General features: G+C 62.5%; 22 protein-coding genes and 3 pseudogenes. 17 read left to right on the top strand and 8 right to left on the bottom strand.

The annotated features are described in order from the left end of the window. Positions 1–3: 3 nt before the first annotated feature. Complete coding sequence (locus AR689_RS03770; protein WP_062067012.1) at positions 4–570, bottom strand: GtrA family protein; 567 nt, start codon at positions 568–570, stop codon at positions 4–6. Between the two features lie 179 nt (positions 571–749). Here AR689_RS03770 and AR689_RS03765 point away from each other — a divergent pair, with 179 nt between their 5' ends. From AR689_RS03765 to AR689_RS22960, 8 genes and pseudogenes are all read left to right on the top strand, one after another. After that, positions 750–1,937, top strand: coding sequence for a 5-(carboxyamino)imidazole ribonucleotide synthase (locus AR689_RS03765; RefSeq protein WP_082697773.1), 1,188 nt, complete (start codon positions 750–752; stop codon positions 1,935–1,937). Further along, on the top strand, positions 1,934–2,497 hold the full coding sequence (gene purE / locus AR689_RS03760) for a 5-(carboxyamino)imidazole ribonucleotide mutase (RefSeq protein WP_062067006.1): 564 nt from the start codon (positions 1,934–1,936) through the stop codon (positions 2,495–2,497). The genes AR689_RS03765 and purE overlap by 4 nt, the downstream gene beginning before the upstream one ends. 14 nt (positions 2,498–2,511) lie before the next feature. Then, positions 2,512–4,134 carry an LCP family protein gene (locus AR689_RS03755; RefSeq protein WP_062067003.1) on the top strand — a complete coding sequence of 541 codons (1,623 nt, stop codon included), beginning with the start codon at positions 2,512–2,514 and terminating at the stop codon, positions 4,132–4,134. A gap of 47 nt (positions 4,135–4,181) precedes the next feature. Next, on the top strand, positions 4,182–5,432 hold the full coding sequence (manA, locus tag AR689_RS03750) for a mannose-6-phosphate isomerase, class I (protein WP_062067000.1): 1,251 nt from the start codon (positions 4,182–4,184) through the stop codon (positions 5,430–5,432). Between the two features lie 3 nt (positions 5,433–5,435). Continuing rightward, entirely contained in the window at positions 5,436–6,371 is a 936-nt protein-coding gene (locus tag AR689_RS03745; protein WP_062066997.1) for a lipid II:glycine glycyltransferase FemX, read from the top strand. A gap of 9 nt (positions 6,372–6,380) precedes the next feature. Beyond that, positions 6,381–6,545, top strand: a pseudogene (locus tag AR689_RS22970) (peptidoglycan bridge formation glycyltransferase FemA/FemB family protein); the annotation flags it as partial. A 9-nt stretch (positions 6,546–6,554) separates the two neighbouring features. Further along, a pseudogene (locus AR689_RS22965) lies at positions 6,555–6,719 on the top strand (peptidoglycan bridge formation glycyltransferase FemA/FemB family protein); the annotation flags it as partial. A gap of 9 nt (positions 6,720–6,728) precedes the next feature. Beyond that, positions 6,729–6,893, top strand: a pseudogene (locus AR689_RS22960) (peptidoglycan bridge formation glycyltransferase FemA/FemB family protein); the annotation flags it as partial. A 301-nt stretch (positions 6,894–7,194) separates the two neighbouring features. Here AR689_RS22960 and glpX read toward each other — a convergent pair. Then, the gene (glpX, locus tag AR689_RS03740) at positions 7,195–8,217 is read right to left on the bottom strand and encodes a class II fructose-bisphosphatase (protein WP_197412802.1); all 1,023 of its coding nucleotides are present in this window, start codon (positions 8,215–8,217) and stop codon (positions 7,195–7,197) included. Between the two features lie 200 nt (positions 8,218–8,417). Between glpX and AR689_RS03735 the strand changes: the two genes are divergently transcribed. From AR689_RS03735 to AR689_RS03715, 5 genes are all read left to right on the top strand, one after another. Next, complete coding sequence (locus AR689_RS03735; RefSeq protein ID WP_231745432.1) at positions 8,418–9,098, top strand: DUF4245 domain-containing protein; 681 nt, start codon at positions 8,418–8,420, stop codon at positions 9,096–9,098. Between the two features lie 126 nt (positions 9,099–9,224). Next, positions 9,225–9,839 (top strand): carbonic anhydrase, encoded by a 615-nt coding sequence (locus AR689_RS03730; protein WP_026542810.1) that lies wholly within the window; start codon positions 9,225–9,227, stop codon positions 9,837–9,839. A gap of 87 nt (positions 9,840–9,926) precedes the next feature. Then, positions 9,927–11,354: a class II fumarate hydratase gene (locus AR689_RS03725; protein WP_062066987.1), complete on the top strand. Its 1,428-nt coding sequence runs from the start codon at positions 9,927–9,929 to the stop codon at positions 11,352–11,354. 141 nt (positions 11,355–11,495) lie between these two features. Next, a complete protein-coding gene (locus tag AR689_RS03720) occupies positions 11,496–12,182 on the top strand; it encodes a TetR/AcrR family transcriptional regulator (RefSeq protein WP_062066985.1) in 687 nt (228 codons plus the stop codon). Then, positions 12,179–13,849, top strand: coding sequence for an MDR family MFS transporter (locus tag AR689_RS03715; RefSeq protein ID WP_062066982.1), 1,671 nt, complete (start codon positions 12,179–12,181; stop codon positions 13,847–13,849). The genes AR689_RS03720 and AR689_RS03715 overlap by 4 nt, the downstream gene beginning before the upstream one ends. Before the next feature lie 2 nt (positions 13,850–13,851). On the opposite strand, the gene AR689_RS03710 is transcribed toward AR689_RS03715, so the two are convergent. Continuing rightward, positions 13,852–14,328, bottom strand: coding sequence for an NUDIX hydrolase (locus AR689_RS03710; protein WP_062066979.1), 477 nt, complete (start codon positions 14,326–14,328; stop codon positions 13,852–13,854). Between the two features lie 124 nt (positions 14,329–14,452). Further along, the gene (locus AR689_RS03705) at positions 14,453–15,004 is read right to left on the bottom strand and encodes a prepilin peptidase (RefSeq protein WP_062066976.1); all 552 of its coding nucleotides are present in this window, start codon (positions 15,002–15,004) and stop codon (positions 14,453–14,455) included. A gap of 61 nt (positions 15,005–15,065) precedes the next feature. Here AR689_RS03705 and AR689_RS03700 point away from each other — a divergent pair, with 61 nt between their 5' ends. Both AR689_RS03700 and AR689_RS03695 read left to right on the top strand, forming a co-directional pair. Next, entirely contained in the window at positions 15,066–15,827 is a 762-nt protein-coding gene (locus tag AR689_RS03700; RefSeq protein WP_062066973.1) for a hypothetical protein, read from the top strand. Positions 15,828–15,858: 31 nt separating this feature from the next. Next, a complete protein-coding gene (locus AR689_RS03695; RefSeq protein WP_062066969.1) occupies positions 15,859–16,503 on the top strand; it encodes a GNAT family N-acetyltransferase in 645 nt (214 codons plus the stop codon). 126 nt (positions 16,504–16,629) lie between these two features. On the opposite strand, the gene phoH2 is transcribed toward AR689_RS03695, so the two are convergent. Together phoH2 and AR689_RS03685 are read right to left on the bottom strand one after the other, a co-directional pair. Further along, the gene (gene phoH2 / locus AR689_RS03690) at positions 16,630–18,219 is read right to left on the bottom strand and encodes an RNA 5'-3' helicase PhoH2 (protein WP_156424524.1); all 1,590 of its coding nucleotides are present in this window, start codon (positions 18,217–18,219) and stop codon (positions 16,630–16,632) included. 42 nt (positions 18,220–18,261) lie between these two features. Next, positions 18,262–19,068, bottom strand: a complete 807-nt coding sequence (locus tag AR689_RS03685; protein WP_062066962.1) for an isoprenyl transferase — start codon at positions 19,066–19,068, stop codon at positions 18,262–18,264. A gap of 107 nt (positions 19,069–19,175) precedes the next feature. Between AR689_RS03685 and trhA the strand changes: the two genes are divergently transcribed. Continuing rightward, positions 19,176–19,817, top strand: a complete 642-nt coding sequence (trhA, locus tag AR689_RS03680) for a PAQR family membrane homeostasis protein TrhA (RefSeq protein ID WP_062066958.1) — start codon at positions 19,176–19,178, stop codon at positions 19,815–19,817. Positions 19,818–19,837: 20 nt separating this feature from the next. On the opposite strand, the gene AR689_RS03675 is transcribed toward trhA, so the two are convergent. Beyond that, complete coding sequence (locus tag AR689_RS03675; protein WP_062068567.1) at positions 19,838–20,110, bottom strand: hypothetical protein; 273 nt, start codon at positions 20,108–20,110, stop codon at positions 19,838–19,840. A gap of 106 nt (positions 20,111–20,216) precedes the next feature. Continuing rightward, positions 20,217–21,122, bottom strand: coding sequence for a mycothiol conjugate amidase Mca (gene mca, locus AR689_RS03670; RefSeq protein ID WP_062066955.1), 906 nt, complete (start codon positions 21,120–21,122; stop codon positions 20,217–20,219). Positions 21,123–21,196: 74 nt separating this feature from the next. Between mca and AR689_RS03665 the strand changes: the two genes are divergently transcribed. Then, positions 21,197–21,655 carry a DUF4307 domain-containing protein gene (locus AR689_RS03665; protein ID WP_062066952.1) on the top strand — a complete coding sequence of 153 codons (459 nt, stop codon included), beginning with the start codon at positions 21,197–21,199 and terminating at the stop codon, positions 21,653–21,655. Positions 21,656–21,783 lie beyond the last annotated feature (128 nt).

Here is a 21,783-nt window from a genome sequence, read left to right as displayed (position 1 = left end):
GCGCTAGAGGTTTTTTACCGAGGGGAGCTCGCCGGTGGCAGGATTGGCGCCGGACCCGGCATCTGCCTTGGTCTTGTGGTGAAGATCGATGATCTCGTGGTCGTGGGAGAACTCGGGCTCGGCATCCAGTTCTTCGTTGAAAACCCAGAAGCGGTAGGCGAAGAACCGGAAGATGGTGCCAAGGATGAGGCCAACAACGCTACCTGCGATGAACAACGAAGGCTTGTCATTGAGATCCAGGATGTACTTGGCAAACCACACACAGCCGGACGCAATCAAAAGTCCTACAAGGTTCATGACGGCAAAAAGCACGGCCTCACGAACAACGTTGGCCTGCTTACGGTGCCGGAACGTCCAGAACCGGTTCGCCACCCAGGAGAAAATGCTCGCGACAATGGTTGCAATGGCCTTGGCCCACACTTCGCTGCCGTGCATCGGACCGGAAAACAGCCAGATGAAAACTGCCGAGTCGATGACAAAAGCAACACCGCCGACGGCGCCGAACTTTGCTACCTCACGCCAAAAAAGTGAGGCGAGTCCGCGGATGCGATCTGCAAGTGTGGTGATCATGACCCTCCATGGCCGTTGAAAAGTGGGCCGATGGGCCGTACCCATTTTAGCGCCGATTTCCCTATGCCGCCTTTGAGAGGGCTGTGAGAAGCCCGATACTGGCTCATTGGACCGGAGAAAACCGTCCCCGGGGGCGGCAGAATCAGTGATCCTGCCGCCGGTTCGGTAGGCTGAACCTTGTGACTTTTCCAGTAATTGGCGTAGTTGGCGGCGGCCAACTCGCACGAATGATGGCTCCGCCCGCTACCGCCCTGGGCTTCGAACTCCGTGTTTTGGCCGAGGGTGAGGACGTTTCTGCCGTAGCTGCAGTGGCCACTGCACCTATTGGCGACTACAAGGACTTGGACGCTCTTCTGGAGTTCTCCAAGGGCCTGGACGTCATGACGTTCGATCACGAGCACGTCCCCACCGAACACTTGCAAGCCCTCCTGGATGCCGGAGTCAACGTCCAGCCAGGCCCCGACGCTTTGGTGAACGCCCAGGACAAACTGGTGATGCGTGCCGCCATTGATCGCCTGGGCCTGCCTAACCCGGAGTGGTCAGCGGTCAACACTGTTGATGAGCTGGTGGCCTTTGGGGACAGGATCGGCTGGCCCGTGGTTCTGAAGACACCCCGCGGCGGCTACGACGGTAAGGGAGTCAAGATTGTTGACTCCGCGGACGAGGCCTTGGACACTGCCGACTGGTTCCAGGCCATGAGCCCCCTGCTTGCCGAAGCAAAGGTTGATTTCAGCCGCGAACTCTCGGCCCTTGTGGCACGGCGTCCCAGTGGCGAATCCCGCGCCTGGCCCGTGGTGCACACCATCCAGGTGGACGGCGTTTGCGACGAAGTGATCGCACCCGCCCAAAACATTTCCGTTGAGGTGGCTGCCGCGGCGGAAGAGGCGGCACTCCGCATTGCCAACGAGCTCGGCGTCACGGGTGTCATGGCTGCAGAACTCTTCGAAACGCCCGGCGTCGGAATGGGCTTCCTCATCAACGAACTTGCCATGCGCCCGCACAACACCGGCCACTGGACGCAGGACGGCTCCATCACCAGCCAGTTCGAGCAGCACCTGCGTGCTGTCCTGGACCTTCCGTTGGGCGCTACCGATGCCTTGGCCCCGGTAGTGGTCATGAAGAACTTCCTGGGCGGCGACAACCAGGATCTCTTCAAAGCCTTCCCCATGGCCTTGGCCTTCGAGCCCGCGGCGAAAGTGCACTCCTACGGCAAGTCCGTCCGCCCAGGCCGCAAGATTGGCCACGTGAACCTCGTTGGCAGCTCGGTTTCCGATGTCGACTCCGTCCGCCAGCGCGCTACCGCGGTGGCCAACATCATTCGTGACGGCCGCAAACCGGAACAGACCACCCTTGAGGAGACCGTATGACTTCGGAAACAACAGCCCCGCTCGTTGGACTCGTGATGGGCTCCGATTCCGATTGGCCCGTCATGGAAGCCGCGGCGGACGCCTTGGCTGAGTTCGGCATCCCTTTTGAGGCGGACGTGGTCTCAGCCCACCGCATGCCTACCGAGATGATCCGATACGGACAAACGGCACACGAACGTGGCCTGCGCGTCATCATCGCCGGCGCCGGCGGTGCAGCCCACCTCCCCGGCATGCTGGCTTCCGTGACGCCCCTTCCGGTCATCGGTGTCCCGGTTCCCCTCAAGACCTTGGACGGCATGGACTCCCTGTTGTCCATCGTGCAGATGCCTGCCGGTGTTCCCGTGGCCACGGTGTCCATCGCCGGTGCCCGCAACGCGGGACTCCTCGCTGTTCGCATGCTGGCATCGGGAACCGATGAACTCGCGGCCAAGCTCCGCGCGGACCTCCTCACCTTCGCGCAGGAACTGAACGACGTCGCCACCAAGAAGGGCGAAAACCTCCGCCACAAAGTGGAAGAGGTCTTCTCCCCCGCCAACGCATCCGCCCGGAGCCCCCGCTAGGAAGGCAGCGGTTGATGACCATGCACAAAACCCCGAGTCAGCCCGGCGCCGCCCTGACTGATCCCGTCCGCTATCCCTCCGGCGCCAGCGCTCCGGTGCGGACCAAACGCGCCTTTGTGCTGGTCCTCCTCACCCTGCTTGTTCCCGGCAGCGCCCAAATCGTTGCCGGCGACCGCAAACTTGGCCGCATTGCCTTGCGCGTCACCATCACGGTCTGGGCCCTCGCCCTGCTCACGCTGTTCATTGCTTTGGTGAATCGAAGCTTGCTGCTCAGCCTCGCCACGCACCCTGTGGGCTCGTTGTTCATCATCGTGATCCTGGTGGCCCTGGCTTTGGGTTGGGCTTTCCTCTTCCTCAATACTCTGCGGATCATCAGGCCAGCACTCCTGGCACCGGGAATGCGCCCCATCATCGCCGTGGTCCTGGCAGTTAGCACGGTCATCGGCAGCGGATCCCTGGGCTACCTTGCTTACGTCCTGAACGTGAGCCGGAATGCTATCGGCAGCATCTTCAATGCCGGTCCCGCCATTGATCCCGTGGACGGGCGGTACAACTTCCTCATGATGGGCGGCGACGCCGGAGACGATCGGACCGGCCGCCGCCCGGACAGCCTCTCCGTCATCAGCGTTGATGCGAAAACGGGCGAGAGTGCCATCATCTCCGTCCCCCGCAACCTTCAGAATGCGCAGTTCAGCGAGGGCTCGCCCATGCGCAAGATCTACCCGGACGGCTACAACTGCGGCGACGAGTGCCTCATCAACGCCGTCAACACCGAGGTCACCAACAATTACAAGGACCTCTACCCGGGAGTTGCCGATCCTGGTGCGCAGGCCACGCTCGAAGCTGTCTCCGGCACCTTGGGCATCACCGTCCAGGCATATGTCCTGGTGGATATGGACGGCTTCGCCAAACTCATCGATGCCATGGGCGGGATCCGTATCAAAGCCGGAGGCTGGGTACCCATCAGTGGCCCTGTCACTGACGAGGCCAACGGAATTCACGGCATGCCTGATGGCTGGATTGCGGCAGGTGATCAGCACCTGAACGGCTTCCAGGCCCTCTGGTACGGACGCTCCCGCGAATTCGTGGATGACTACGCCCGCATTGCGCGCCAGCAGTGCGTGCAGCAGGCCATGCTCAAGCAGTTGGACCCCGCCACCCTCCTCACCAAGTTCGAGGACATCGCCAACGCCGGCACCAAGGTGGTTGACTCCAACATTTCCTCCAACCAGCTGGGCAGCTTCATGGACCTTGCCTTGAAGTCCAAGAACCAGCCGGTCAAGCGCCTCACTATTGGCCCCCCGGACTTTGAGGCGTCCTTCTCCACAGTGCCGGACTTTGACCTGATCCACTCCAAGGTCCAAGAAACATTGGCGTCCTCCAATACTCCCAAGGCGAGTGACGCCGTCGTCTCCTATGACGGTGCAGCGACCGGGGCCGTCATGGCTGCGGGTCCGCTGGCCGGGTCCGTAACGGCAGGTCAGTTGCCGTCGCCGTCGGCCGACTTCACCCCCGTGACCACGACACCTGACGGGACTCCCATCACCATCGAGTTGCTGAACGGCCTCAAGGCCCAAGGCGACGAGCAAGGCATCCGGGACCTTGTGGCCACCAACGGACAGTGCGCACCGCTCTAAGCTGCCTTCCGCCCTCACGTTCAGCGCGACGATAAGGACTTTGTTTCGTGTACCAGATTGAGAATGTTTTGCGACCCTATGCGTGGGGTTCGACGACGGCGATCGCCGAGTTGCTGGGGCGGCCGGCGCCGGGTGGTCCCGAGGCCGAAATGTGGATCGGAGCCCACCCGGACTCCCCCTCCACAGCCGTCCATCCCAACGGGGTGACTCAGCCACTGGACGCCTTGATCGCCGCGGATCCCGTGCGCTGCCTGGGCTCGGAAAGCATCGCCGAGTTCGGTCCCCGGCTGCCGTTCCTCACCAAACTCCTGGCTGCAGCCCAGCCTCTGTCACTGCAGGTGCACCCGAGCCTGGACCAGGCGAGGGAGGGCTTTGCCCGCGAGAACGCTGCCGGCATCCCTGCGGACGCCGCAGAACGCAATTACCGGGACGATAACCACAAGCCGGAGATGATCTTTGCCCTGACTCCGTTCAAGGCTATGTGTGGTTTCCGTCCTCCCGCAGGGTCAAAAGCAGTCTTCGAGCACTTGGCCCGTGCCCTTGATTCCGCTGCCGTCGCTGTTCCGCCGGTGATCACCAACGTCATTTCGGACCTTGCTGTGCGCGACGAATCCGCTGCCCTGAAAGCGGCTTTCAGCCGCCTGATCGAGGGCGGAAGCCAGGTTTCCGACGCGATCAACGAAGTAGTGGCCGTCTTCTCTGCCGGCGCGCCGTTGGAACCGCACCGTGAGGTCCTCGCTGCGATGCTGGACATCAATGAGGCCTTCCCCGGCGATCCCGGCGTCCTCATCTCACTCCTTCTCAACCACCTGTCCTTGGAGCCCGGCGAGGCTGTATATCTGCCGGCCGGTAATATCCATGCCTACCTCCACGGCTTGGGTGTGGAGGTCATGGCTTCCTCGGACAACGTGCTGCGCGGGGGCCTCACCACCAAACACTTGGACGTTCCTGAGCTGCTCCGGACTGTGCGCTTCGAAGCTCTGGGAGTGCCGCGTGTCCAGCTCAGCGGGACGGAATTCGGGCAGGAACTGTACCGCCCGCCATTCAAGGAATTCCAGCTCCAGCGTATTGAGCTTGGCCCGGGCGCCGAGCCGGTGCCCTTGGCACAATCCGGGCCGGCCGTCGTCGTGGTGGTTTCCGGTTCGGTGTTGCTCGATTCTCCCAAAAGCGACCTCCGGCTTGAGCGGGGCGCCGCCGCGTTCATCCCGGACATCGAAGCCCCCGTCAATGTGCACCCCGTGCAGGGCGCCACGGACGTCAGTGTTGCGTTCGCAGTGACCACGGGCCTGGGGAACTGATCCATGGAGTTTTTCCTGCAAACGCCCGCGTGGGCGGCTGTCCAGCGCTCCTTGGGACGCCGTGTCCACGAGCAATCCGGACCCGGCTGGAGTTTCCTTGCCATTGAGGAGAAGAACCCGGCCGGCAAGGTCATTTATGCGCCCTACGGCCCCGTGGCCGAGTCTGTGGAAGCGTTCGACGCCGCCACTGCGGCGTTGGTGGCCCTGGCCAAGCAGGAGCGTGCGGTTTTCGTTCGGATGGAGCCTGCCGCGGCAGGTTTCGGAGCGTCCGACGCCGGCACTCTCCTCCGCGCGCGAGGCTTGCGCCCGGCACCGGTCAACCAGCAACCTGAGCTGAGCTGGATTGTGGATCTTGAAGGAGACTTCAAGGACGTCCTGGCCGGCATGAAACCGACCAACAGAAACCTCTACCGGAACATCCACAAAAAGGGTGTGACGTTCCGTGCGTCCCAGGATCCGGCGGACATCAACATTCTCCTGCACTTCCTGCACCTGACAGCTGCCCGGAACGGCTTCAAGCCCCAAAGCGACGAGTACCTCACGAAAGTGGCGGCGTCGTTGCTCCCCTCGGGCGCAGGCACACTGTTCATCGCTGAGCTTGAGGGCGAAGCGATCGCCGCTGCTTTCGCCTACGACTCCGCGGACACCCGTGTGTACGCCCACGCGGCCTTGGACGACACCCACCGCAAGCTCAGCGCCGGCATCCCCCTCTTGGTGACCCTGATGGCCGATGCCAAGGAGAAGGGCCTCAAGCACGTGGACCTCTGGGGCGTGGCTCCCGAGGACCAGCCGGACCACAAATGGGCGGGCTTCACGGCCTTCAAGAAGTCCTTCGGCGGCCGCGAAGTCTCCTACCCCGGCACCTGGGACCTCCCGGTCAACAAGCTCCGCTACGGCGCCTACCAACTAGCGAGAAGCCTCCGGGACAAGCTCCGCTGATTCACCACCGCTCCCGAGGACCAGCCGGACCACAAATGGGCGGGCTTCACCGCCTTCAAGAAGTCCTTCGGCGGCCGCGAAGTCTCCTACCCCGGCACCTGGGACCTCCCGGTCAACAAGCTCCGCTACGGCGCCTACCAACTAGCGAGAAGCCTCCGGGACAAGCTCCGCTGATTCACCACCGCTCCCGAGGACCAGCCGGACCACAAATGGGCGGGCTTCACCGCCTTCAAGAAGTCCTTCGGCGGCCGCGAAGTCTCCTACCCCGGCACCTGGGACCTCCCGGTCAACAAGCTCCGCTACGGCGCCTACCAACTAGCGAGAAGCCTCCGGGACAAGCTCCGCTGATTCACCACCGCTCCCGAGGACCAGCCGGACCACAAATGGGCGGGCTTCACCGCCTTCAAGAAGTCCTTCGGCGGCCGCGAAGTCTCCTACCCCGGCACCTGGGACCTCCCGGTCAACAAGCTCCGCTACGGCGCCTACCAACTAGCGAGAAGCCTCCGGGACAAGCTCCGCTGATTCACCACCGCTCCCGACGCCCGTACCGCCACCACCCACTTTGAGCCCGCCCACGCCCCGACACGCCGTGGCTCGCGGCGTGTCGGCAGGGTTCCAAAGTCAAAGTGAGTGATGACGGAACACCCCTCGCTCTGCCCTACCCACCCTTTAACAGCGCGAAGCCGGAAGCGGCGCCCTCAACGCATCCAGACAGCGAAAAGCGCCCCATCGCGGGGGCGGCATCAAATCGACGAGGTACGAGGAGATAGCCGCAGAGCGATGGGGCGCTTTTCGCGTCAAAGACGCGACAGCAACGGAGGGGTTACGCCTTGCGCGCGTACGTCTCCCACTTGGATGCGTGGTGCTCAGCCTCGACGAAGCGGACCGTCCCGGACTTGGAGCGCATCACGATGGACTGCGTCATGACGCGGTCCTTCTGGTAACGCACGCCGTGGAGGAGGTCGCCGTCGGTGATGCCGGTTGCTGCGAAGTAGCAGTTGTCCGAGGTGACGAGGTCGTTGGTGGACAGGACGCGGTCGAGGTCGTGTCCGGCGTCGATGGCCTTCTGCTTCTCTTCGTCCGACGTCGGCCACAGGCGGCCTTGGATGACACCGCCGAGTGACTTGATGGCACAGGCTGCAACGATGCCTTCCGGGGTGCCGCCGATGCCCATGAGAGCGTCAACGCCGGTGCCGGTGCGTGCTGCGGCGATGGCGCCTGCGACGTCGCCGTCCATGATGAACTTGGTGCGGGCACCGGCCTCGCGGATTTCTTCCACGAGGGGGCGGTGGCGGTCGCGGTCCAGGATCATGACGTTGAGCTGGTTGACCTTGACGCCCTTGGCCTTGGCGATGAGGTGCAGGTTCTGCTTGACGGGCAGGCGCAGATCCACCATGTCGGCGGCTTCGGGGCCGGTGACGAGCTTCTCCATGTAGAACACTGCGGAGGGGTCGAACATGGATCCGCGCTCAGCAACTGCCAGCACTGCGAGGGCGTTGTTGATGCCGAGGGCGGTCAGACGGGTTCCGTCGATGGGGTCGACGGCGACGTCGCACTCGGGACCGGTGCCGTCACCAACCTGCTCGCCGTTGAACAGCATGGGGGCTTCATCTTTTTCGCCTTCACCGATGACCACGACGCCGTTGAAGTGGACGGTGTGAAGGAACGAACGCATGGCGTCGACGGCGGCGCCGTCTGCCTTGTTTTTGTCACCGAATCCTACCCAGTGGCCACCGGCAATAGCCGCGGCCTCGGTGACACGGACGAGTTCAAGCGCAAGGTTGCGGTCGGGTTCGTCGATGCCGACGGCGAGCGACGGCGAAATCGTGGAATACTGCTGGGTCATTGGTGCAGGAGACACTTGAACCTCTTCTTCGAGTGACGATTCACGGGACCGGACATGGTTGCACGGGGCAACCCGGGGTTCCTCTATGAACGATCATAGTCGCCACGTGCTCCAGGAGTCGTTGGATGACCACAGCCTCCAATCTCTGCGGTGAGGTTGGCGGATGTGTGTTCCCTGCCGGGATAAGGGATCATGGAGGGGTGAGTGAAACGCAGGACAAGCCCGCAGCCGATAACCCATCTGAGGCTGCAGCGGCCAACCCCAACCAAGCCCAGGCAGCCACGGATGCCCCCTATAAACCCGTCATTGCGGCGAAAGCTGCCAAGCGGGCCAACGCTTCGGTCATCGGCATGGTCATTGCGCTGCTGGTCTGTGTCCTGGCTTTCCTCCCCATTGTTTTGATGAACCCGGCGCCCAAGGGTGAGGGTTTCCGGCCTGATGTTGACGTCGCGGCCATCGCCCGAAACGCCACAGGTGTGGCAGGATTCACACCGGTCACCCCGGATACGGGCGACACATTCAAACCCAATTACGCCCGCTGGGAGTCCGGCTCGGGAAGCGGCGTGCCTACGTGGGAGATCGGTTTCCTGACTCCCAAGGAGAACTTCATTGGCCTGACCCAGACCAACCAGGCGAACCCCACGTGGGTTTTGCAGCAGACGGAGAACCTTCCTGTCACGGGTACCCGCAGCGCGGGCGGCCAGGAGTGGGAGCTGAGGGATTCCGGCAAGGAAAAACGCAGCATGGTCTTGGAGTACCGCGGCACCACCATCGTCCTGAGTGGCACGGCAAAGCTCGATGAGTTCGCAACCCTGGCGGCCGCCGTCGTGAAGTCCGCAGAACAGGCGCCGCCGGCTACCGCCACTCCTTCCGCACAGTAGGCCCCACAACGCAGGGCGTTGCGGGGCCCGCTCTTCGCGCTAAAACCCCGCCGAACCCCGCAAAGTAGGCCCCACAACGCGCAACAGTTTCACGGACTGCGGTGTCCGCGTCGTAAAGTAAGGCTCGTGCCTACTTACCTGACTCCAGCCCTGGCGTGGCGCCGTCTCCGCGAGGGCAACGAACGCTTTGTTTCCGGCGAATCCCTGCACCCCAACCAGGACGCTTCGCGACGCTCTTCCCTTATTGAGAACCAGAATCCCTTTGCCGTGATCTTTGGCTGCTCGGATTCCCGGCTCGCTGCAGAGATCATCTTTGACCTGGGATTGGGTGACGCCTTCGTGGTGCGCACCGCCGGCCAAGTCATTGACGATGCCGTCCTGGGTTCGCTCGAATACAGCATCAGCGAACTCCGAGTTCCCTTGATCGTGATCCTCGGCCATGACAGCTGCGGCGCCGTGAAGGCTACCAAGGCCGCTGTGGAAACCGGTGAAATGCCTCCGGGCTTCATCCGCGATCTCGTGGAGCGCATCACCCCGTCGGTCCTGACGGCGAGGCGCAACAACCAGGACGACGTCAACGACATGGTGGTGGAGCACGTCAAGCAGACCGCAGCCCGTCTTGCTGACAGCTCCCGTGTGATTTCGGACGCCATCGACGACGGCCGGGTTGCCGTCATCGGCCTGTCCTACAAGCTCGATGAAGGCCGCGCGGCCCTCGTTTCCGGGATCGGCAAGCTCTAGGAAGCCGTGCTCCGGCCCTGGCGCCGGAGCACGTAGCACTCCCCTTCGGGTTTTCTGTGCGGCGCCCAAGCGCCATAAGCTAGCCCCATGACTTCCACCACTGAGTTCCGTATTGAACATGACACGATGGGCGAAGTTCGCGTCCCCGTGAACGCCCTGTACCGCGCCCAGACGCAGCGTGCTGTGGAGAACTTCCCGATCTCCGGCAAGACGCTTGAGCGCACCCACATCGAGGCCCTGGCCCGCGTGAAGAAGGCAGCCGCACTGGCGAACGCCGAACTGGGGGTGCTCGATGGTGAGCTCGCCGAGGCTATCGCCGCAGCTGCCGATGAGGTTGCAACCGGAAAGTACGACGGCGACTTCCCGATTGACGTCTTCCAGACCGGCTCGGGTACGTCCTCCAACATGAACACCAACGAGGTCATCGCAGAGCTCGCATCGCGCGCCCTGGCCGCTGCCGGGAGTGACAAAGTTGTCCACCCGAATGACCACGTGAACGCCTCACAGTCCTCCAACGACGTCTTCCCCACGTCCGTGCACGTTGCCGCTACCTCGGCCCTGATCAACGATCTGATCCCGGCCTTGGAGTACCTGGCAGCATCCTTGGACCGCAAGTCCGCCGAGTTCAAGGACGTCGTCAAGTCCGGCCGCACGCACCTCATGGACGCCACCCCCGTCACATTGGGCCAGGAATTCGGCGGCTACGCAGCGCAGGTCCGTTACGGCATCGAGCGTATCAACGCAGCACTCCCCCGCGTTGCTGAGGTCCCCCTCGGCGGCACCGCCGTGGGCACGGGCATCAACACCCCGGCAGGGTTCCCGGAGCGCGTCATCGAACTGCTCGCAGCCGACACCGGCCTCCCGCTGACCGAGGCCCGCGACCACTTCGAAGCCCAGGCAAACCGCGACGGCCTCATCGAAGGCTCCAGCCAGCTGCGTAACATTGCGATCTCCTTCATGAAGATCAACAACGACCTCCGCTGGATGGGCTCGGGCCCCAACACGGGTCTCGGCGAAATCGCCATCCCCGACCTTCAGCCGGGCTCCTCGATCATGCCGGGCAAGGTCAACCCGGTCATCTGCGAAGCATCCATCATGGTTTGCGCCCAGGTGATCGGCAACGACACCGCCATCGCCTGGTCCGGCACCAATGGCGCCTTCGAACTGAACGTCGGCATCCCCGTCATGGCCGCCAACCTTCTTGAGTCCATCCGCCTGCTGGCCAACACCAGCCGCGTCATGGCCGACAAGATGATCGATGGCATCACCGCCAACGTGGAGCGTGCCCGCTTCCTGGCCGAGGCTTCCCCGTCCATTGTGACGCCGCTGAACAAGTACATCGGTTACGAAAACGCGGCAAAGATCGCCAAGATCGCTGTCAGGGAGGGCCTGACCATCCGCCAGGCCACCGAGAAGCTCGGCTTCGTCGGTGAAGGCGAAGGCCAGGTTTCCGAAGCCGATCTGGATAAGGCCCTGGACGTCACCACCATGACGTCCCCGGCCCACAAGGCCTGACCTCTGGTCTAATACTCACAGTACGACGACGGCCGGTACCTTTCCCACGAAAGGTACCGGCCGTCGTCGTACCCGGACTATGAGCAACGGCACATCGCCATCTTTTTGCACTTTCTTAGCTAGAGTGCAAAACTTTACTTTGTGAGCAATAGTGCAAATATCGACGGCGGCCTCCGCGAGCGCAAACGGGCTGCCACGCGAACGGCGATTACCGCCGTCGCGCGTTCCATGACCGCTGCGCATGGCCTCAACGGTTTTACGGTTGAGGAGGTCTGCGAAGCGGCGGGGATTTCACGCCGGACCTTCTTCAACTACTTCCATTCCAAGGAAGACGCCGTGATCGGCTCGTTTTCCGACGAGCTGCCGGCGGATGCGCTGGAAGAATTCAACCAGAATCCTTCCCGGACGCCGGACAGCATTTCCGGGTCTCTCCTTGCTGCTCTGCATGTCCTCACAGTGACCCTGATGGAGCGTTCATCCATCAGCCGCACCGAGGTGAGGCAGTTCATTGCAGCCGTCACGGCCGAGCCACAGCTCCTGGCGCGGCTCACTCTTGAAGGTGAAGCCCGCGAACGCCAATTCGCGGAACTGGTTGCAGCCCGTGAAGGACTGCAACCAGATCACCCCGAAGTCATGACCGCCACCGTGTTGTTCGGGGCTGTCTCCAAGAAGACAGCCCAGCAATTCTTCTCGGAGGACAACACCCGCCCGTACCGCGGGATTCTGGAGCAGAACCTCAGCGCCGCACGCAAACTCTTCGCCCAACCGCTGGCCACGAGCCACCAGCTGGGCCCCAACCCCCTTGAAACCTCGAAGGACCCCGCATGAGCACATTATCCAAAGCGGCAGAGCCACTGCTGCTGACCCAGAAACGCATCTGGATCATCTTCTCGGCGCTGATCGCAGGCATGCTCCTGTCCAGCCTCGACCAAACCATTGTCTCCACCGCCATGCCCACCATCGTGGGCAAGTTGGGCGGCGTGGAGCACCAAGCGTGGATCACCACGGCGTACCTCCTTGCCACCACCATCGTGATGCCGATTTACGGCAAATTCGGTGACATCCTGGGGCGCCGCAATCTGTTCCTCGTGGCCATCGCCCTGTTCACCCTGGCTTCCGTGGGTTGCGCGTTCGCCACCGATTTCTGGGGCTTTGTGATTTTCCGGGCCATCCAGGGCCTGGGCGGCGGTGGTCTCATGATCTTGTCGCAGGCAATCATCGCGGACATCGTTCCAGCCAAGGAGCGCGGCAAGTACATGGGCCCCCTGGGCGCCATCTTTGGCCTGTCCGCCGTGGCCGGGCCTCTGCTGGGTGGATTCTTCGTAGATCACCTCACTTGGGAATGGGCTTTCTACATCAACATCCCCATTGGCATCGCGGCCTTCATCACTGCCTGGTTCACCCTGACACTGCCGAACAAGAAGGCCGAGAAGAAGATCGACATCCTTGGTGTCCTGTTCCTCTCCGCTGCCACCACCTGCCTCATCTTCTTCACTGACTTCGGCGGCAAGGAGGACGAAGGCTGGGATTCGCCCCTTACGTGGGCCTTTGGCGCAGGTATGGTCCTGGCTGCGGTTCTCTTTGTGATGACCGAACGGCGCGCAGAGGACCCCATCATTCCCCTGAGCCTGTTCAAGAACCCGATCTTCATCAACGCAACGGCCATCGGTTTCACCCTGGGCCTGGGCATGTTCGCAGCCATCGCCTTCGTTCCCACGTTCCTGCAGATGTCCTCGGGAACCTCCGCTGCCGAGTCCGGACTGCTGATGCTGCCCATGATGGTTGGCCTGATGGGCACATCCATCTACTCCGGTATCCGCATTTCCAAGACCGGCAAGTACAAGATGTTCCCCATCCTGGGTGCCTCTCTGACCATCGCGGCCATGCTGTGGCTGACCACCCTGACGGCAGCCACCCCCATCTGGGTGATCTGCGTACAGCTCTTCATCTTCGGCGCCGGCCTGGGCCTGATCATGCAGGTCATCGTCCTGGTGGTGCAGAACTCGGTCCCCGCCGACCAGATTGGTACGGCCACCAGTACCAACAACTACTTCCGCGAAGTAGGTGCATCGCTGGGTGTGGCCGTGTTCGGGGCAATCTTCACCAACCGACTGGCCGAGTCACTCACCGAGGCCTTCACCGGTGCCGGCGCTTCCACCGAGCAGGCTTCGCAGTCCACCAGCACGCTGGATCCCCAGGCCTTGGCCCAGATGCCCGAACAGTTGCGTGATGCGATCGTCAACGCGTACGCCAACTCCCTGGCCCCTGTCTTCTGGTACCTGGTTCCGTTCATCGCCATCGCACTGATCCTGGCCATCACCTTGAAGCAAATCCCCCTCTCCGATACCGCCGGCATGGTGGCACGCGGTGAGGCCGTAGGTGGCGAGGAAGCTGACAGGCTTGAGGCCGAGCGGCTTGAGACTGCGCGCCTGGACGCTGATCTGGCGGCGCCAAGTGGCTTGGACAAGGACCGTGCTGACGCGGGGCGTCAGTAGCGCTAGTCCTCTGTCTGGTACGCCACGGGGCCTTCGGGCTCCGTGGCAAGCCTGATGGCTTCAAGGTTTCCGGCACTCATCTCCGGGAGGTCCTCCAGCGCGAACCACCCGACGGCCAAGGATTCGTCATCATTAACCTGCGCCTCTCCCGAGATGTATCTGCACCGGAACGTGATATCCAGGAAGTCGCACACGTCGCCGTTGGGGAAGGTCACCGGCCCTACAACGCCGACGCCGATGATGCGCTCGGTCTCGGCCACCACCGCCGTTTCCTCAAAGATTTCCCGCACCAGGCCAGGTGCTGGGTGCTCCCCCGGCTCAAGCATCCCGGTGATGAGTGTCCAGTGACCATTGTCGGCACGCTGGCCCAACAAGACCCTGCCTTCATCATCGAACACCACTCCCCGCACAGCCGGCAGCCAGAGGGGATCGTTGCCGATCTTTTCCCGTAATTTGAGCACGAAATCGGGTGCACCCATGGTCAGTTTTCCTTCAGTTCAATGGTTGCGTGTGAGTCGCTGGGCTAAGCATGACGCAGCCCGGTGAACACCGAGAATATGCGGAGCGTTGCAATTTGGCCGCAGTTGGCATTGGTCGGAAGTTTCATGCGGGCACCATAGCCATCGCGGCCGCCGCTCCGGCCAGCATGAAGGGGCCAAACGGGATGGCCGAGCGCAGCGTGCCACGGCGGGCAATCAGGATACCCAAACTCCACAGCCCTCCCAACAGGAAGGCCGCGAACGTTCCGGCAAAGACGTGGCTCCACCCCAGATAGCCCAAGTAGAGGCCCAACACGCCCGCCAGTTTCACATCGCCGAAGCCCATCCCGGGAGGGTGGATGAGACGCAGCACGAAGTAGAACAACCAGAGCACGGCGCCGCCGGCAACAACGCCCAGCCCGGGTACCCCAAAGAGCACAGCCGCAGCCGTGTGCTCCGTGGCCGATTCACCGAATGAAGCCACAATCGCGGCAGCCAGCAAAAGAACACCGGCCACCGCATACGACGGAAACACGATGCGGTTAGGCAGCAGGTGGCTCCGGACATCTATCACTGTCAGCCGCACGGCCATGGCCACGAAGTACAGGCAGGCTGCCAGCACCAGCCAAAAGCCCAGCGGGCTGCCGGTCCAGAGGTCTGAAAGTCGTCGGATCACCTTCGGATGCTATCCAACTTTGGCCACCGAACCTGCTTGAACGCGTGGGTAAACTGTGGATATGGGGCGATACAGTGCAAGTGGACCAGGTTTTGACTTGTCCTCCACATTCCGCAATCTTTGCCGTTCTTCGCCGTGGAAGTGGACCACCCTCCGCTTCGAGTACCTCGAGCGGCCCGCTTCCGGCGCCACGATCGTCCGGGCATGGCTCAGGCGCCCCGGTGCACTCCGCCTCGAGACCCCGGACGGCCAGCTTCTGCACAGCACCACCGGCATCAACGATTCCCGGGATGATCTCTACGTCAGCTCCACCCGCCGTTCGTGGCTGCTTCCGGCGCACTTGGTCACCCCGGTATATGACGACGCCGGTCTGGTCCGCCGACGCCCCGAAGCGGAGTACGGGGAGCCTTCCTTTGGCAACGGTCGCCTCGCCGCCGCACTCGATCCAGTGGAACTTGCCGGCAAGGCACCGGTCCCGTTGGAGTTCCCGGATACAAACCCTGTCTTCCTTGAGCAACCGCGTGAAGTGGACCATGAGGGACGCGTGGCCTTGGAAACAATCGTCACGCCAAGCCGGACGTACTTCCCCTCAGACCCGCAGGAACCGCTGATCTACCCGGGCCGGACACTGATCAGGGTCGACGCCGGCACAGGGGTTTGCGTGGCCAGCCAAAGCCTGGACGGCGACTCCTCAGGCAAAGGCCACTGGCTCAAGATCCTGGCCGTGGACGAGTACATGCTGGATGACCTTTTCCTGGCAGAGTCGATGAATCTCACCGATGTCCGCCGCCACATCCCGTGGGATATCGGCCCCGCCGCCTGAGCATCGGAGTGTTCCGCGCTAAGCTACGGCGATGACATCGCTGGCAGAAATGTGGCCCCCGTTCGGTCTCAGCCTCAGCACTCCGAGGCTGACCATCCGTCCCGTTCTTGACGAAGACATCCCGTCAGCCGTAGCGGCGGCGCGTTCCGGCGTCCACCCACCAGGTAAGAGCCCGTTCAGCATGCCGTGGGCGGAACTCCCGGACGAGGAACTCGCACCGAATATGGCCCAGTGGTACTGGCGCTGCCGGGCGAATTTCACGCCTGCGTCCTGGACCCTGCTCTTGGCCATCTGGCACGACGACGACTTTCTGGGCGTCCAGGACCTCGGCGCCAAGAACTTCACGACGCTGAAAACCGTGGGGACGGGATCCTGGCTCAAGCAGTCCGCGCAAGGCCAAGGCTTCGGCAAGGAGATGCGGGCCGCCGTCGTGAGTTACGCGTTCGATTACCTGGGCGCGGAAGTGGCCGAGTCCGAGGCCGCCATCTGGAACCAACAGTCCCTGGGCGTGTCCACCAGCCTCGGCTACGAACCCAACGGCATCTTCCGCGACGGCTGGGGCGAAAAGGTGGAAGAGGTCCAAAGAGTCCGCCTCACCCCCACCACCTTCAAACGCCCCGACTGGACCTTAAAAGTCCAAGGCCACGAAGCCCTTTCCTCCTATCTCGGAATCTAAAAACTTCCGGCGGGCGGCTGAAAGGCGAAGGCCAGTCATCCGGCAGCGTGCGTCAAAAGCGAGGAACGAGCTAGCACGCAGAGGATGCCTGGCCTTCGCCATAGGCGGGCACCCCGTCGATGGGGGTTAGATTTCAGCCCCTTCGAGCAACTCCGTCACCAGGGCAGCAATCGGCGACCTCTCGGACCGGGTCAGCGTGATGTGCCCGAACAGCGGGTGGCCCTTGAGGGTCTCCACTACGGCGGCGACGCCGTCGTGCCGTCCCACGCGGAGGTTGTCGCGCTGGGCGACGTCGTGGGTGAGGACGATTTTGGAGTTTTGTCCGATGCGGCTCATGACGGTGAGGAGGACGTTTTTCTCGAGTGACTGTGCTTCGTCCACGATCACGAAGGCGTCGTGGAGCGATCGGCCGCGGATGTGGGTCAGCGGCAGGACTTCGAGCATGCCCCGATCCATGACTTCTTCAACGACTTCCTGGCTTACCAGCGCACCCAGGGTGTCGAACACGGCCTGCGCCCAGGGGTTCATTTTTTCCGATTCGGAGCCGGGGAGGTAGCCGAGTTCCTGGCCGCCCACTGCGTAAAGGGGGCGGAACACTACTACTTTGCGGTGTTCCTGGCGTTCCAGGACGGCTTCCAGGCCCGCACAGAGGGCAAGCGCGGACTTGCCCGTACCAGCCCGCCCGCCGATGGAGACGATGCCCACCGCCGGGTCCATGAGGAGGTCGATGGCCAGCCGTTGTTCCGCTGAGCGTCCGTGGAGTCCGAACACGTCCCGGTCGCCCTTGACGAGCCGGACTTGCTTGTCTGCCCCAACCCTTCCCAGTGCGGAGCCGCGGTTGGAGAGGAGAACAAGGCCGGTGTTGACGGGCAGTTCTGCAGCTGCGGGGATGAAGGCGGGCTCGTGGCCGTAGAGGGTGGTGATTTCCTCTTCGGTTGCATCCACTTCGGCCATGCCGGTCCAGCCGGAGTCCTTGACGAGTTCGTTGCGGTACTCGTCTGCTTGGAGCCCCATGGCGGAGGCTTTGACGCGCATGGGGAGGTCTTTGGACACGACGGTGACGTTGTGGCCTTCGTTGGCCAGGTTCTTGGCGACAGCCAGGATGCGGCTGTCATTGTCGCCGCCACGGAATCCTGCGGGAAGCACGTCCGGGGAAATGTGGTTCATTTCCACCCTGAGCATCCCGCCGTCTTTCCCGATGGGGATGGAGTGGTCCAGTCCTCCGTGTTCGATTCTGAGGTCGTCCAGGAGCCTCAGGGCTTTTCGGGCGAAGTAGCCCAGTTCGGGATCGTGGCGTTTTCCTTCCAGTTCGCTGATCACCACGATGGGGACGATCACCTCGTGTTCGGCGAAGCGCAACAGTGCGTGTGGATCGGATAGCAGGACGGACGTATCAATCACGTAGCTGCGGCCTGTAGCGGATGGTGCAGTCCGCCCTTTTTGTGAGACCCGCTTGGTGCGAGAGGTAGCTGCACTTTCCCCGTCGGAAACCATTGCGGGCAGTTGCTCAGAAATAGCCACATCGACTCCAGCCCCGGGCAGTTCGCCCGGCCTAATGGTGAAGCGGCTCGGCCGGAAGGCCGGGCGTGGCCTCCCATGTAACTGTTGCGATAGTCCGCTCCATGTACTGGCCTCCCCGATCAGCGGGCGGTTTTGCCTGCTGATGGGATTAACGTAATCCTCAGCACATTCATTTCCGCAATCTGCGCCCGGCAAGTCGCATGTCCGGATCGTTAAATTTTGGTTAACCGAGGTCGCTTACGCGCCGAATCGCCGCTGGCGTCCGGCGTAGTCCCTGAGTGCACGGAGGAAGTCAACTTTTCGGAAGGCAGGCCAGAGGGCTTCGCAGAAGTAGAACTCGCTGTAGGCGCTTTGCCACATGAGGAAGCCTGAGAGCCGTTGCTCGCCTGATGTGCGGATGACGAGGTCCGGGTCGGGCTGGCCACGGGTGTAAAGGAACCTGGAGATGTCGTCCACCGAAAGTTCATCTGCCACTTCGGACATGGTGCGCCCTTTGGCCTCGGCGTCGTGCAGAAGTTCCCGGACGGCGTCGACGATTTCACGGCGGCCGCCGTAGCCCACGGCCACGTTCACATGGATTTTTTCGTGAATCGGGGTGCGGGCAGTCAGTTTGTTGAGTCGCTCAGCGAGGTAGTCAGGCAGGAGTTCCGGCGCGCCCATGGCGTGAACGGAAACGTCCACGTCTTCGTCGAGCCGGTCCATGGTGTTCGCGATGATGCCCATGAGGAGGTCCAGTTCTTCGCCGGATCGGCTCATATTGTCCGTGGAGAGCATGTAGAGGGTTACTACTTTGACGCCGAGTTCCTGGCACCAGCCGAGGAATTCGTGGATCTTGTCCGCGCCTGCTTGGTGCCCTTGACTGGTGGGGGCATTGAACTGCCGGGCCCACCGACGGTTTCCGTCCACCATGACGCCGATGTGGCGCGGGATTCTGTCTTGCTTGAGGGAGCGCAGCAGCTTGCGCTCATAGAAGCCATAGAGCAAACCGGGCAGCTCCACCGGACTCTCACCTGACTTCCTTGCTTGTACGACGACGGCGCACATCCAAGGCTACCGTCCCGAACTGCCGGGCCGGTGCAGTCGCCGGTCAAATTCAGCCCACTATTTGTTACCGAGGGGTAACTTACCGAAACGTAAGTTATTCTTGTCCCATGGCTGAGCTCCTCGAAACCAAGCCCCTCTGGCGTGGCTGGATCCACGCCGTCGCCGCTCCTTTTGCACTCGCGGCAGGGATCGTCCTGGTGACTGTTGCGCCTACCCCGGACCGCAAGATCACCTCAGCCATTTATGCCGTAACGGGCTTTCTGCTGTTTGGAGTCAGCGCCGTTTATCATCGCGGTAACTGGTCACCCAAGGTCAGGATGCTGCTCAAACGGCTGGACCACACCAACATCATGCTGGTGATTGCCGGCAGCTACACACCCTTGGCATGGTCATTGCTGGATCGCCCACAGGCCGTGACCTTGCTATGGCTGGTGTGGTCCGGAGCCATCGTCGGCGTTCTCTTCCGGGTTCTGTGGACACACGCTCCGCGGTGGCTTTATGTGCCGGTGTACATCGCGCTGGGCTGCGGAGCGCTGTTCTACCTGCCCCAGTTCTTCACGGCCAACGCTCCGGCAGCAATACTCATCTGCGTCGGCGGCGCGCTATATATCGCAGGTGCGGTGTTCTACGCCCTCAAGAAGCCGAACTTCAGCGTCCAGCACTTCGGCTTCCATGAGCTCTTCCATGCCTTCACAGTGCTGGCGTTTGCCGCGCACTTCGTGGCGATCATGGTGGCAGTGCTGAGCTAGGCCGCGCCTTCCCGCCAGATTCAGCGGGCTCCCTCTTCAGTGGAATGACCTTCCCCAGCTTCGTCGCCGGCTTCAGCAGCCAGGCGCGCTTCCTCCACCTGCGCGCGGTAGCGGACACGTCGAATCCTGCGAACCATGTCCACAATCAGGAACGTGGTCAGAATCACGATGAAGGCCGTGAGGACGAAGCCCCACGTACCGGGCGTCACCTGATCCTCGGACAGGCCGGGCCGCAGCGTGCCCGTGGGGTCGGGCGACGGAGTGACGGTCAGGGCAAGAATCAAGTGATGCACTTTCAAACCTTCTGTGGGAGCTGATGCGTGCCGGCTGGCAGCGCGTGGCCGGTAAGCCGACTGGCCGCACGCTAATTTCTACGAGCGATAGAAACTAACGGCTTTCCTATCTTATCCCCGCGAACAGGTCCTTTTCCGGCAGTTCGGAAGGGACCCTGGACGTGATCAGGGTGTAGTCCTCCCACGGCCACGCGGTGCGCTGCAGATCCGGTGACACTGCGAAGAAGAAGCCGAGGGGGTCGATCTGGGTCCGATGCGCACGCAGTGCGTCATCCCGGGCTTCAAAGTATTCACCGCAATCAACCTGAGTGGTGGTCTGATGCCCCGCCGCGGGTGCAGTGTGACCTTCCGCATCGGTTTCCAACCACGCAGCCAGCCGCTCGGCGTACGGGGACTGCAGCCCGGCCTCTTCCAACGCAAAATGCAGCGCACGGAAGCGGTCCGGACTGAAGGCGCGGTCATAGTAGAGCTTGCTGGGCGTCCATGGTTCACCCATGCCGGGATAGCGCTCAGGATCGCCTGCGGCGTCAAAAGCTTCCACCGCAACCTTGTGGGCCATGATGTGGTCCGGGTGCGGGTAACCACCGTTTTCGTCATAGCTAAGGATGACGTGCGGCTTGAAAGCACGGACCAGCCGGACCAGGGGCGCAGCGGCGCGCTCAAGCGGCTGCAGGGCGAAGCAGCCTGGCGGCAGCGGCGGAAGGGGGTCGCCTTCAGGAAGGCCCGAGTCCACAAAGCCCAGCCAGCGCTGCTGGATTCCCAGAACAGCCGCCGCGTCGGCCATCTCAATGCGGCGGGCGCCTGCCATGTCCCGTTTGGGATGGGGGGCGTCTTCCATGGCGGGGTTCTGAATGTCGCCCCGCGAGCCGTCCGTGCAGGTGGCAACCATGACGTCCACTCCGGCAGCGGCGTACATCGCCATGGTTGCTGCCCCCTTGCTGGACTCATCATCCGGGTGGGCATGGACGGCGAGCAGGCGAAGCTGCTGGTCGGAACTGCTGGACGCTGTCACGTGACGGCTCCTCTTTCATGGATCGAGCTGTGGGGGCGGTGATGGGGCGCCGGGATCGGCACTAAACTGGACGGGTGACTTCAGAGGACCTATCGGCCACCCAAGTACCGGCAAGCACCAGCCTAGCCAATCGTTACGGCGGTAAAAAGCGCGCCATGAAGCGCAAGACCAAGCGGAACATTGTCATCGTCGCCCTGGTCCTGGGAATAGGGTTCGCCGCTTATGTGGCTACGGGCTCCGCCCAGGCTCCCGTCACGTTCAAGGACATCGGGTACAGCACCGTGGATGACACCCAGGCAGAGGTTGACTACCAGGTCACAAAGTACCCGGGGGCCACAGCCAAATGTGCCATCAAGGCCTTGGATTCGAAGTTCGCGGTGGTGGGATGGAAGGTTGTGGAGATCGGGCCCAACGATCCTCAGGATGATCCCGACGGCGGCAGCACCACCATGCAGCGAACCGTCCTAAGGACCGAGTCCCCGGCTGTCTCCGGAGTGGTGGACAACTGCTGGATCGTGGACAGCGGCAAATAACTTTCATGTGAGCTAAGCCTCAACCGGTTTGGGTTCGTCCAAAGGATTTACTACAATGGATGAAACCTTCACCCCGTTAAGTTGGTTACTGAGATTCACGAGTGGCCAACTCGGCGGGGTCTTTTGCA

Source organism: Arthrobacter sp. EpRS71, assembly GCF_001512285.1.
Classification (GTDB): Bacteria; Actinomycetota; Actinomycetes; order Actinomycetales; family Micrococcaceae; genus Arthrobacter.
Note: the sequence above shows the minus strand (reverse complement) of the source record. Positions and strands in the feature narration are given on the sequence as shown.